Source organism: Jutongia hominis, assembly GCF_014384965.1.
GTDB lineage: Bacteria > Bacillota > Clostridia > Lachnospirales > Lachnospiraceae > Butyribacter > Butyribacter hominis.
In genome coordinates this window covers 30789-44127 of the sequence record NZ_JACRSW010000030.1, presented here as the reverse complement: position 1 = coordinate 44127, position 13339 = coordinate 30789, and the positions used below count along the sequence as shown (strand labels likewise).

The 13339-nt window shown below is 40.9% G+C and carries 9 protein-coding genes; 7 read left to right on the top strand and 2 right to left on the bottom strand.

The features are described 5' to 3' along the window. Nucleotides 1-43 precede the first annotated feature (43 nt). Nucleotides 44-2044: a family 43 glycosylhydrolase gene (locus H8700_RS07645; protein ID WP_249304876.1), complete on the bottom strand. Its 2001-nt coding sequence runs from the start codon at nucleotides 2042-2044 to the stop codon at nucleotides 44-46. A gap of 374 nt (nucleotides 2045-2418) precedes the next feature. On the opposite strand from H8700_RS07645, the gene H8700_RS07640 reads away from it, so the two are divergent. Together H8700_RS07640 and H8700_RS07635 are read left to right on the top strand one after the other, a co-directional pair. Further along, nucleotides 2419-3774 (top strand): family 43 glycosylhydrolase, encoded by a 1356-nt coding sequence (locus H8700_RS07640; protein ID WP_249304875.1) that lies wholly within the window; start codon nucleotides 2419-2421, stop codon nucleotides 3772-3774. Nucleotides 3775-4425: 651 nt separating this feature from the next. After that, on the top strand, nucleotides 4426-5220 hold the full coding sequence (locus H8700_RS07635) for an AraC family transcriptional regulator (protein WP_249304874.1): 795 nt from the start codon (nucleotides 4426-4428) through the stop codon (nucleotides 5218-5220). Here H8700_RS07635 and H8700_RS07630 read toward each other — a convergent pair. Beyond that, entirely contained in the window at nucleotides 5203-6450 is a 1248-nt protein-coding gene (locus tag H8700_RS07630; RefSeq protein WP_249304873.1) for a nucleotide sugar dehydrogenase, read from the bottom strand. The two genes, H8700_RS07635 and H8700_RS07630, sit on opposite strands and share 18 nt — an antisense overlap. A gap of 172 nt (nucleotides 6451-6622) precedes the next feature. Here H8700_RS07630 and H8700_RS07625 point away from each other — a divergent pair, with 172 nt between their 5' ends. The 5 genes from H8700_RS07625 to glf all read left to right on the top strand — a co-directional run bounded on the left by H8700_RS07625 (nucleotide 6623) and on the right by glf (nucleotide 13336). After that, entirely contained in the window at nucleotides 6623-7870 is a 1248-nt protein-coding gene (locus tag H8700_RS07625) for a glycosyltransferase family 8 protein (protein ID WP_249304872.1), read from the top strand. 55 nt (nucleotides 7871-7925) lie between these two features. Continuing rightward, on the top strand, nucleotides 7926-10502 hold the full coding sequence (locus tag H8700_RS07620) for a YfhO family protein (RefSeq protein ID WP_249304871.1): 2577 nt from the start codon (nucleotides 7926-7928) through the stop codon (nucleotides 10500-10502). A gap of 199 nt (nucleotides 10503-10701) precedes the next feature. After that, entirely contained in the window at nucleotides 10702-11142 is a 441-nt protein-coding gene (locus tag H8700_RS07615) for a GtrA family protein (protein WP_249304870.1), read from the top strand. Then, nucleotides 11142-12104, top strand: coding sequence for a glycosyltransferase family 2 protein (locus tag H8700_RS07610; protein ID WP_249304869.1), 963 nt, complete (start codon nucleotides 11142-11144; stop codon nucleotides 12102-12104). Before H8700_RS07615 ends, H8700_RS07610 begins: the two co-directional genes overlap by 1 nt. Before the next feature lie 128 nt (nucleotides 12105-12232). Further along, nucleotides 12233-13336: a UDP-galactopyranose mutase gene (glf, locus tag H8700_RS07605; RefSeq protein WP_249304868.1), complete on the top strand. Its 1104-nt coding sequence runs from the start codon at nucleotides 12233-12235 to the stop codon at nucleotides 13334-13336. Nucleotides 13337-13339 lie beyond the last annotated feature (3 nt).

Here is a 13339-nt window from a genome sequence, read left to right as displayed (position 1 = left end):
GCATTAGCAAACTTGCTGGCTTCCATTTTTCTATCAGAAAATATTATTTCGTAAATTTCCAGTTAGCAAATTTCTTTACATGACCATCAAAAGCAAAGTAGATATCGTGTACACCTGTGATCTTGTCAACCGGAAGCTTTAAGGAAACGTTTCCGGTTGCATCCGGTGTAAGCTTTGTAGAAAGCACCGTCTGGCCGTCACGGGTATCTAATAAAACTTTAAAAGTGACTTCTTTTGTCTCCGTTGTATCACATTCAAAGTTGGCTTCTAATGTCATCTGATCCGAGCCATCGCCAAAGTCGGCAGCAGAGATTTTACTCCAGCTATATTGGTAGCTGACATCTGTAACCGGTTCAAAGTAAGAATCTTCGACATAGGTTTTATTTTCACGCATATGACTTGTGATTGCACCGGCACAGTCAGAATATACCGTACCCTCTGTCAGTTCATATGGATCAAAAGACTGGATCTGAGAGACACCCTTCATATCCTGATTGATCTTACCGATACTGCCGTCTTCATTGATCGAAAAGCTGTTGACTTGCAAACAGCGGTGTCCTGCATTGTTGCCGTTACGGTCAAAGTTTCCGTTGCGGTTAGAGGCTTCCAGCGTATGATATAACATATACCATTGACCTTTGAATTCGATCATATGGTGATGGTTGTTTGATATCGTTCCAAAAGCATCACCGGCATTATCAAAGATATCACCGGCATAGGTGTATGGTCCCATTGGAGATTTTGAAGTCATATATGCGATATGGCATTGTCCCAGTGTGGCATAGTCTCCGGTACGGTTGTCGGTATTCCAGTCTGTGCAGTAAGAATAATAATAGGTATCACCGATCTTATTTAACTCACTGTCTTCAAAGAAAGCAGGTGCATTTAAGTCAATCGTGGAACCGACTGTAGACATCAGATCATCACCAAGCTGAATGATACCTGCACCACGGTTTGTAAAACCATATGCAAGATAACCTGTGCCGTCATCATCAATGAAAACACCCGGATCTAATGCTTCTTTTTTGTTATTTTTGGTGTTCCAGCCCTCGATCAATGGCTTTCCGATTTCGTCACGGAAAGGACCGGTTGGAGAATCCGCCACAACAACGTTAATGTTTGCTCCATTGTTTGTATAGTAAAGATAGAAACGATCCTTGCCGTTTTCGTTACGCCATACAACGCTAGGCGCCCATGAGTGGCTGCCCTCTCCGGCATATTTGTTGCAAATACCATCTTTGCCGGTCAGGTTGATGACACCATGATCCTGCCAGTTTACCATATCAGCAGTGGAAATGACACGAATTGACATAATGTTCTTATAATCATTGTTACCCTTACGAAGTCCGAGTTCATAATTTTGCTGGTCGTTTGTCAGATAGACATACATTCTGCCGTTGTAGGAGATTGCCGTCGGATCGGCAACATAGCCGTTTGTTGTGATCGGATTGTTTTCACCATCTGCTTTGATCGTCTGTGCATAGGTTTCGTAAGTATCCGGCTGTAAGTTAGGAAGCTGCGAGTTTGACAGGAAATCCGTCGGGCGAGGAGTTCTTGTCGGAGCAGGGATCTTCGTTGGTGTTGGTATACTGCTTGCTGTTGGAGCAGTTGTCGGTGTTACTGTTGTTGGAGCCACGGATGGCAGTGCAGAGACGACAGGATTTGTACTGCTTTTTGGTGTACTTGTTTTTGCTACAGAAGTTTTGGCTGCTTTCTTTACTTTGATATTACAAGTCAAAGTTGCTTTTTTCTTTCCTTTGATCAGGATCGTAGCACGAATCTTTGCTTTGCCTTTGGCTTTTGCTTTGACAACACCTTTCTGGTTGACTGATGCAATCTTTGGTTTTGTGGATTTCCAGCGGATCTTGCTTTTTGCTGTCTTTTTAAAGCCTTTGACTTTTAATGTTGTGCTTTTTTTAACGGTCAGTGTTTTCTTGGTAACATTGAGTTTCCATTTCTTTTGTGCTGCATTTCCATGTGCCGGGATCACAAGTCCTGTACATAGAGAAATGAGCAATAAACCTGTAATACATTTTTTTCTCATATGCTTTTCCTTTCTGTGCTTTTTTATCAAAGCACGCATCAATATAATTTACCTTTTTGCCGGATTTTTGCATTAGGACAACATCCGGCTTTGCTATCTTTATTTTATAAAGCGGTTATCCGACTGACAATGTAATAATGTGTTAAAAGATGTGTTAAATTGTGCTTCTGTCCGAAAAGTGTATGTATTATTGTGCAAAAAGATGTTAGAGTGGAGATAGGCAAAAAAGACGAAGGATATATGAAAACAGGAAAAATAGTGGCTATATGGAAAAATGTATTTGGAAGCAGTCAGACTGATAGAAAAAAATACACGGATACTGTATAAAAATGTAGAAAAAGCGTGAAAAGTTTATCGGAAAAAGGAGGACAAAAATGGCAAACCCATATTTACCGGTCTGGGAATATATCCCGGACGGAGAACCAAGAGTATTTGGAGACCGGATCTATGTGTATGGTTCACATGATAAAGCCGGTTCTACCAGATTTTGTGATCATGTTTTAAAATGCTGGAGCGCATCAACTGATGATCTGGAGCATTGGACCTGTCACGGAGACATCTTTCATACAAAGGATGACCGGGATCATTTGGCAGATGCAGACTGGGCAGGCGAAGAAAATGAATTGTATGCACCGGATGTTGTAGAAAAGGATGGAAAATATTATCTGTATGCATATATTGCCGGAGCAAAAGGCTGTGTAGCAGTCAGTGAGAAGCCGGAAGGACCGTTTCATCTGGTATCGCAATACCGATATGATATGCCGGAAGAAGTCTGTGTAGACGGACAGTTTATCGATCCGGGTGTGTTAGTGGATGATGATGGAAGAGTGTACATTTATTGCGGCTTTCAACGTTCTTTTGCAGCAGAAGTCAATCCGCAGAATATGTATGAGATCTTACCGGACACCTATGTGCAGGATGTTATTCCGATTGAACCGGATGCAGAGCATGGCTTTGCGGATGAGAAGTCTCTCTTTTTTGAAGCGTGTTCCCCACGAAAGATCAATGGGAAATATTATCTGATCTATTCACCAAAGCAGGGCAGCAGACTTGCTTATGCCGTTTCAGATAAACCGCTTGGACCTTTCTGCTATAAGGGATACATCATTGACAATGAAATAGATTATCCGGGTGGCAATGACCATGGTTCTGTCGTACAGATCCATGACCAGTGGTATATCTTCTATCATAAGATGACAAACGGTACGATCTTTTCAAGAAGAGGATGTGTAGAACCGATCACCATAGATGATGAAGGAAACTTTTCCACTGTGGAAATGACTTCTTTGGGATTTTCAAAAGCGTTATATCCTTTTGAGATCACGCAGGCAGAATATGCCTGTGTCTTGAAAAACGGACCGTTTATTACAGAAAAAAATGTATTGGAACGTGTTGTGACACACATCTTAGACGGCAGCGTGATCGGATATAAATACTTTGACTTTGGAGAAGATCTTGCAAGCAAAACAATGGAATTTGCAATTAAAACAGACGGAAGAGGATGTGACAGCGAAATTCATATTCATCTTGACAGCGAAGATGGAAAAGAAATCGGAACCTGTTTGATCGGCAAAGAAGATGGTGTGTATACTACAGTTGTCGAAAGACCAACCGGAAGACATGCGATTTACTTTACGGTTCAGACATCCTATCCAAAAGATGGCTGGGAGGCAACCTTTTTTGCAGGACGTGAACTCTTTGCAATGCACTCATTCACATTCATGCTCTAAAGAACCATTCTCCCATCTGCCCTGTCAACTCTGCCACCCATACATAGCATCCACACAATACCTGTCTTCTTAGAACTTTTTTCTGAATTTTTTGATATAAGAAAATTGATTGCGTCCTCTTTTTTGGGGTATTGCATTCGTATTTCCGGTTGTTTTGGCTTTTGGGGGCACTGTATCGCCCGGTAAGGATATCTAGGATTTTTTTGCTTTTTTTGCTCTGATCGTGGGCGCTCTCATCTGATATAGGGGCAAGGCCAGTCCTGATGTACATTGCTGTTTGGGCTCTCTAAGCCCGTCGCCACTTGCGCTGCAAAAAGAGTGTTACGCTTTTTGCAACGCTATGTGTGCGCTACGTGGCTTTGCGAAGCGGAAGCGTGCCCTACACAGCAATGCTACTCAGGCTGAGTCGCCCCTATAGTTATGACCCGCGCCCACCTGCAAAAAAAGCTTAAAAAATCAGATATCCTAACCGACCGTCGTGTCTCCCCAAAAGACAATAACAAACCGGAAATACGATACGCAGACTAAGAAGATGACGCAAGCGTTTCTCCTTAAGCCGGGAAAATTCAGAAAAAAGGTTCTAACAGCACAGGTGATCCCAAGGGATGGAATATGGGTGGCGTATTTGAAGAAAGAGAAAGGAGAATGGTTATGAAAATAGGTTCGATTGGTTATGATCATTCACATGATGAGCGTTTTGTGATGGACTTTGAAGATGGCTTGGAATGCTGGCTTTTTTTGATCATTAAGACGACAGCAAAGTTTGTGATCGGCAAGGAAAAGATGCAGGCTGAGCCGGGAACGATCCTGCTTTTAGAACCGGGAACACCTTGCAAATACTGTGCAAAAGACAAAGTGTATACAGATGACTGGTTCTTTGCCGAGACGGAAGAGACAGACAAAGCATATCTGCTGGAAAGAAAGATCCCAACCAATACGTTGTTACATCTCGGACAGACAGCAGAACTTTCTTCTTTGATGCATCGCATGAGCTTAGAACATTATTCGGTTGGAATTTACCGGGAAGAAATTGAAAAAAATTATCTTGAGATCCTTTTTGATACGATCAGCAGGTCGATCCAGACAAAAGTATATGTAATGCCACAGTCTTTTTTAAAGAAAAATCATAAATTAACACGGATCCGAATGGAAATATATGCACAGCCGGAGCAGATATGTACGGTGGATGAATTAGCACAGCGTGCCGGTTTCAGCCGCTCCGGACTGCAACATCTTTATAAGAAACTTTTTGGTGTCAGTATTACACAGGACATGGTACAAAGCCGTATGGACTGTGCAAAGAGACTATTATCGACAACCACATTGTCGGTACATGATATTGCCATCAAATGCGGTTATCGTAATGCGTACTATTTTATGAAACAATTTAAGAAACATTTGCAAATGACACCGACCGAGTACAGAAGATCAGTCTCTTCGGTATAAATCTCTTGTGTAGATCTTGTCTTCGACATCGGCAAGTTCTTCTGCGTAGCGGTTTGCGATGATCACATCACATTTCTCCTTGAAAGCGGTAAGAGATTTTTCAACAACGCTGTTAAAGAAAGTATCAGCATCTAAAGTCGGTTCGTAAATGATCACTTCAGCACCCTTTGCCTTCAGACGTTTCATAACACCCTGGATTGAAGACTGACGGAAATTATCGGAATTGGCTTTCATCGTCAGACGATATACACCGATCGTTACCTGCTTGCCCGGTGTGCCATCTCTTCCGGCATTGCCAACAAAATAACCGGCTTTTTCTAAGATACGTTCCGTAACAAAATCTTTACGGGTAGAGTTTGAATTTACGATCGCTCCGATCAGATTTTCAGGAACATCTTTGTAATTAGCGAGTAACTGCTTCGTATCTTTTGGGAGACAGTAACCGCCATAACCGAAAGACGGATTGTTGTAATGTGTGCCGATACGCGGATCAAGACAGACACCATCAATGATCTGACGTGTATTTAAATTGTGTACTTCGGCATAGCTGTCTAATTCATTAAAGAAACTGACACGAAGTGCAAGATACGTGTTAGCAAAAAGTTTAACTGCTTCGGCTTCTGTTGTCTCGGTAAAGAGAATATCAATGTTTTCTTTGATCGCACCGGCAGCCAGAAGGCTTGCAAAAGTCTTTGCCGCTTCTTTTAAGGAATCATCTTCCTGCGGTGCACCGACAATGATGCGGGATGGGTAGAGATTATCATATAATGCCCTTCCCTCTCGCAGGAATTCCGGTGAAAAGATAATATTATTACAATGATATTTCTCACGGACGGATTTGGTATATCCTACCGGAACGGTAGATTTAATGACCATGATCGCCTCCGGGTTATATTTCATTACCAGTTCAATTACATTTTCTACGCTGGATGTATCAAAGAAATTTAATTTAGGATCGTAATTAGTCGGTGTGCTGATAATTACGAAGTCTGCTTTTTCATAGGCTGCTTTACTGTCTAAAGTAGCAGTCAGATTAAGATCGCGATCAGCAAGATACTCTTCAATCTCAGCATCAACGATCGGCGATTTCTTTTGGTTGATCATATCAACTTTTTCCGGCACAATATCTACCGCATAAACTTTATTGTGCTGCGACAATAAGATCGCATTTGAAAGTCCGACATAGCCGGTTCCTGCCACGGCGATTGTATATGAAGCTTTTTTTGTCATATTGATTCTCCATTTCTGCATCAGGCATAATATACCTGAATATCATTACCTATACATAATATATCATTGTAAGCATAGCGGTAAGGATTGTCAAGTATGCGGTAGATGGTGTATAATACAATGGAGTGACTTTGTAACCATGAAAAATAGAAGAGAGGGAATGGATTAAGAAATGACAAAGAATACGATTCCTGTTGTTTTTTCAGCAGATGCAAATTATGGATATCCGATGATCTTTTCAGTACTTTCGATGATACGCCATGCAAAGGAGGACACCCGTTATGAGTTTATACTGCTGGTGTCTCATGATTTTCCGCAGAAATATAAAGATGTGATCGACCGACACGCCAAAGAAGCAGATATGCTTGTCAGATATATTGATATGCAGGATGCTTTCGAAGATGTAAATATGCATATTAAACATATTACACAGGCGACATATTATCGTTTGAAACTGCCGGGACTTTTGCCGGATATAGACAAATGCCTGTATCTGGATGTCGATATTGTGGTACAGAACGATCTGACAGAATTATATGAACAGGATATGGAAGAGTATTACATTGCCGGTGTCAAAGCAGCAGGGTATTATTATCCGCCGGAAAAGAAACAGCGTAACATGGATCGTCTTGAGATGCCGGTTTTTGACCAATATATCAATGCCGGAGTGCTTTTGATGAATTTGAAGAAACTGCGGGAAGATCACATGGAAGAGCAGTTTGAAAAGCTGATGGAACGCGATTACTCCAGTCAGGATCAGGACATTTTGAATGTGGCATGTTATGGTAAGATCAAGATACTTCCATTGAAATATAATGTGATGAATAAATACTATGTCAGTCATCCCGAAAATTATGATACCGATCAGAGAGTATCCGTCTGCTTTTCAAGAGAAGAGTTTGAAGAAGCTGGGAAAGATCCGTACATTATCCATTTTGCGGATCGATGGAAACCATGGGATGACATGGTTGGTGACATGGCAGAAAAGTGGTGGGAAGAAGTTATGGCTTCCGGTGAGTTCGTACACTTTTTTGAAGATTTTTATTTAGAGATCCAGAAGCACCAGCGTCGCATCAGTGAGACAAAGCAGAAAGAAAATGAAGCTTTTCGCGAGAAAGTGCTGAATGAGAGAAGAAAAATTGAGAATAAATATAACAAAGTGCGTGATGAAAAAGCAGCACTTCGTATTGAAAAAAATGAACGCATTAATGGTTTGAAACAGCGTATTGCGGAGAAGAACGAGCGTATTAACGGTTTGAAAGAAAATGTAGTCAAAAAGAGAGAAAGTATTGATTCGCTCAAGAAGAGAAATCAGGCATTGACGCATGAGATCGCGCAGATTAAAAATTCCAGATCTTATAAGATCAGCCGTGCGCTTACCTGGCTTCCAAGAAAGCTGAAAAGTCTTTTGAAAAGATAATTAAGATCAAAAATAATCAGAAAGAAGTAATCAGATTACGTGAGGAATAAGCAGGATGATAAGTGAGACAAACAAAAAAAGACGGATCCTATATCCGGTGGCATTTCTTTTGCCATTGCTGATCGCAACGACAGCCTGTATCTGTATGGGAATTACACCGTTTGGAGACAGAGCGTGGATCAAATGGGATTTGGAAATCCAGTATATTGATTATTTTGGATGGCTTCATAGTGTCATGCATGGTAATAGCAGCATTGCCTATTCGTTTTCAAAATCGTTAGGCGGTGCAACGATCGCACTGTATGCGTATTATCTGGCAAGTCCGGTCAACCTGCTTGTTTATTTCTTTGATCTGTCTCATCTGACAGAATTTGTGACTTTGGCACTTTTATTAAAGATCGCATTGAGCGGACTGACGTCGTATCTGTATCTGAGCATCCGTTTTCAAAAGAAAAAGGTCAGTTATCTGTTGCTTAGTACATCCTATGCTTTGATGGAATATGTCGTTGCTTATGCAAGCAATATGATGTTCTTGGATGGAGTGATCATGCTTCCGCTTGTTGCATTAGGTGTATATAAGCTTTTATATCAGAAGAAACCGACACTTCTTTTGTTCTCTGCAGCCGGAACAATCCTTTTTAACTGGTATACCGGGTACATGGTATGTGCATTCTCTGTGATCATGTTCCTTTTTGAACTCGGAATGCAAAAGAGAGCATGGAAGGAAAAGCTGGGGTCTTTCCTGTCCTATGGAGTTACGATGTTTCTCGGTCTTGGTACAAGCGCAATGCTCTTTTTGCCGGCAATCCTTGCACAGATGAAAGGAAAGAGTAACTTTAGTTTAGAACAGCTTGCTCCGGCAGTACGGACAAGTTTAAAAGCCGTATTATCGACACTTTATATTTATTCCGAGACAAATGTCAGCAGTAATCCGGTTATCTATACCGGGGGGGTTGTACTGGTACTGTGTCTGGTGTTACTGCTCCATAAGGCGGTTCCAAAGCGTATACGGATCGGTCATCTGCTTTTCTTAGCGGTAGGGATTGGCTGCTTCTGCCTGACAACGACAGATGTGCTGTTATCCTGCGTCAGAATCGTCGGATCGTATTTCTTCCGCTATTCGTTCCTGCTAAGCTTCCTTTTCGTCATGATCGCAGGACAGTGTCTGGAATATATAGGTCAGAATGAAAATGACAGCAAAGAAAGAAAAGGGATCAGTGAGAAATACGCTTTTTGCCTTGCCGTTCTGATCCTGATCGCCGGTACGCTTGTACTGGAATGGCAATCAGCGAAAAAGACTGCTCTTATAGCTATCGTGTTACTTCTTGCCATTTATGGCATCTGCTATTACGGCTTTTTGCATACGAAGAAAGTCTGGGCTCGTTATGCCTGTCTGCTTCTTGTCTTTGCAGGACTTTCAGGAGAGCTTTTCTTTAATATGAAAGAACAGCTGGGAACATATGTGATATCCGCAAAGACTGTTTCGAACTATTATAAAGAAACAAGTAATATGATCGACAGTTTACAGCTTGAAAAAGGTGACAGACTTGAAAAAACATTTAGCAAATTAACACTTTGGAGAGAGGGAGGCATTCCGCCGACATCAGAAGGTATGTCTCTGGGTTATCATGGTATTACGCATTACAGCTCTACTTTTAATACCGAGCTTGCCGATCTTGGCAGACGCATGGGATATACCAAGGGTGCGGTTGCACCGACCGAGCTTACTTACAATGAGCCGATCCTTTTTTCGGATTCTCTTTTTGGTGTACGTTATACATTGACGGACAAGAAACTTTCGACTTCGACCTATCGAAGCAAAAAAACAGATTCCAAGAATTATTATGCATATGACAATCCGTATGCGTTGTCTCTTGGTTTTCTGGTATCGGAAAAAGCCAGAGATTTTACACCAAAGACGAATGTTTTTGAAAATCACCGAAAGACTGCCAAGCTTTTGATGGGAAAAGATGTTACGTTGTATCAGGATGCACAGATTACAATGAAAAAGACAAAGACATCGCTTGTATGGACCGCAAAAGCAACAGCAGACGGACCATTTTATATGTATATGGATTGCAGCCATCCTGATAAGAAAATGTATATCGACGGAGAGTACCGCCAGATCTATTTTAATCGTTTCTATCGTAACTTAGTCTATCTTGGAGATTATAAGAAAGGACAGACGGTGACGATCGAACTGCGGGACGATCATGACAGCAAGACAGATCATCATGTGCTTGTCAAGACATTGAATATGCCGGTATTCGAAAAAATGATCGCAACATTTCAGGATAGTGCATGGAATCTAAAAGAGTTCTCGGACGGCAATGTCAAGGCGACGATTTCTTCTGATAAAAGAAGGCTTTGCATGACAACGGTACCGTATGATCCCGATTGGACCGTCCGTGTCAATGGCAAGAGTGTAAAGACAAAGTCCGTTGTCAATGGCATGATGGCATTTCATGTGCCAAAGGGTAAGAGTACGATCACGATGCATTACCGGCTTGCCGGACAGAAAAAAGGAATTGCGATCACGATCGTCAGTCTGCTTGTATTCTTTGGCTGGCAGTATATAGCAAAGAAACGTTTTTATCTTGCAAAAGAAGAGACCAAAGAAATACAAAATTAGAAAATATCTGCTTCTTTACGAAAAGGAAACATTTCCTAGATAGAATGATCCTACGAAAAGGAAACATCTTCCGGGTAGAATGATCCTGTAAAAAGGAAATATCTACTGAGGAGAGATACTGAAAAAGAAGTGTCTTCCGGACAAAATGATTCTGATAAAGAAGCAGTACAGATAAAAAAGAAAGAGCAGGAAAAAGAGAATGTGGCAAAAAATCAAAAAAATCATATGCAGCGAAGCATTTATGTATTTGTTTATCGGTGGATGTACGACATTAGTAAATCTGGTCGTTTTTTCCGTTTTGACATATGGAACATCATTAGGGAACAGTGATCTGGGAATTACGATCAGCAATGTGATCTCTATCGTGTTGTCTATCCTGTTTGCTTATGTGACTAATAAACTGTTTGTGTTTCATTCAAAGACAAATTCTTTCAAAGAACTTTTGTATGAAATGGGCAAATTCATCGGTGCCCGTATTGCGACACTGGTTATAGAGGTCGGTGGTGTCTGGCTTGCTGTCAGCGTGATCGGTCAGGATAAAATGATAGGAAAATTAGAGACACAGGTGCTTGTGGTGATCGGAAATTACTTTATCAGTAAGTTTCTCGTCTTTACAGGCAATAAGGAGGACAAAGAATAATGAAAGATAAGAAGATTTCTGCGGTTGTATCCGTTTATAATGAAGAATTATCTTTACGGCATTTTTATCAGGTGACTTCCGAAATTTTAGAGAAATGTGCATGGGATTATGAGATCGTTTTTGTCAATGACGGAAGTCAGGATAAAAGCATGGAAATCTTAACGGAATTTGCACAGGCAAATGAAAAAGTAAAAGTAGTGAATTTTGCAAGAAACTTTGGTCATGAAGCAGCTATGATCGCAGGGATCGATCATGCAGGTGGAGATGGGATCGTTTGTATGGATGCCGATCTGCAGCATCCACCGGAAAGCATTCCGGCAATCATTGAGAAATTTGAAGAAGGTTATGAAGTGATCTCCATGATCCGTACAAAGAATGAAGGTGCAGGGGTGATCAAAAAGATCACATCCGCAGCATTTTATCGTGTGCTGAATATGATGTCACCGGTTAAGTTTGAGAATAATTCTTCTGATTTTTTTGCGATCAGTAAGAATGTAGCCGAAGTTCTTCGGCAAGACTATAGAGAGAAAGTACGTTATCTGCGCGGATATGTACAGAGTGTCGGATTTAAGAAGACTACTTTGGAATTTGAAGCAAGAGACAGGGAAGCAGGAGAAAGCAAGTACAGTATCCGTAAGTTGATGCATTTTTCGATCAATGCATTATGCAGCTTTTCGGATCTGCCGTTAAAGCTTGGTATTTATTCCGGCATCTTTGTCGCATTGTGCGGAGTGATCTTAATGATCTATACGATCGTCAACAAGTTTGTCTATGGTGCGCCGGGAGGATATTCTACGATCATTGTGGCACTTTGCTTTATGTTTGCGATCACATTGATCATCATCGGCATTATCGGAGAATATATTTCGATTCTGTTTGCCGAGATCAAGGACAGACCGATCTACATTGTGCATAATGTCTTAAATGATGACAAGGCAGAAAAAGAAGAGGACACACATTAGAAAATGTTTCAAAATTTGAAAAGAAGCAGAGTGTATGGTATAATATTATAATTGCCTAGAGTATTTATTGTTTGATGCAGAACGCATACAGCGTTTGTTATAGGAAGAATGCGAAGGGGAGGTAAAGAATGCATTACGATTATCTGATTGTTGGCGCCGGACTATTTGGCGCAGTATTTGCACATGAGATGACAAAGGAAGGTAAGAAATGTCTCGTAGTAGAAAAGAGAGACCATATTGCCGGTAATATATATTGTGAAACAGTAGATGATATTCATGTTCATAAGTATGGTGCACATATTTTCCATACGTCGAATAAAAAAGTATGGGACTATATCAACACATTTGCGGAGTTTAATAATTATATTAATTCTCCGGTCGCATCATATAAGGATGAGCTTTACAATCTTCCGTTTAATATGAATACGTTCAGTAAGATGTGGGGGATCAAGACACCACAGGAAGCAAAAGATATCATTGCAAAGCAGATCAAAGAACTGGATATCAAGGAGCCCCAGAATTTGGAAGAGCAGGCTTTGTCTTTGGTTGGTCAGGATGTTTACCAAAAGCTGATCAAAGGCTATACAGAAAAGCAGTGGGGAAGAGATTGCAAAGATCTTCCAAGCTTTATCATCAAGCGTCTGCCGCTTCGCTTTGTCTATGATAACAATTATTTCAATGATCGTTTTCAGGGGATTCCGATCGGCGGTTATACACCGATCGTTGAGAAGATGTTAGAGGGTTGTGATGTTTTATTAAATACCGATTATTTTGAATATCGCAAAACCAATCCGGATATTGCCGATAAAGTGGTTTATACCGGAATGTTGGATAAATATTTTGATTATAAGCTTGGTGTTTTGGAATACCGTTCTGTACGCTTTGAGCATGAAAGACTGGATACAGACAATTATCAGGGAAATGCCGTTGTTAATTATACAGAAAGAGAAGTGCCTTATACACGTATTATCGAGCATAAGCATTTTGAGTTTGGCACACAGCCGACAACGGTGATCTCGAAAGAGTATCCGAGCGAATGGAAGCTTGGTGACGAACCATATTATCCGGTCAATGATAAAAAGAATGAAGAGTTAGCAAACGGATATCGTGAGCTGGCGGCAAAAGAGGAAAATGTGATCTTTGGAGGTCGTCTTGGCGAATATCGTTATTATGATATGGATAAAGTAATTGAGGCTGCATTACAGGCTGCAGCAGCACAAAAAGCAGAGTAAACA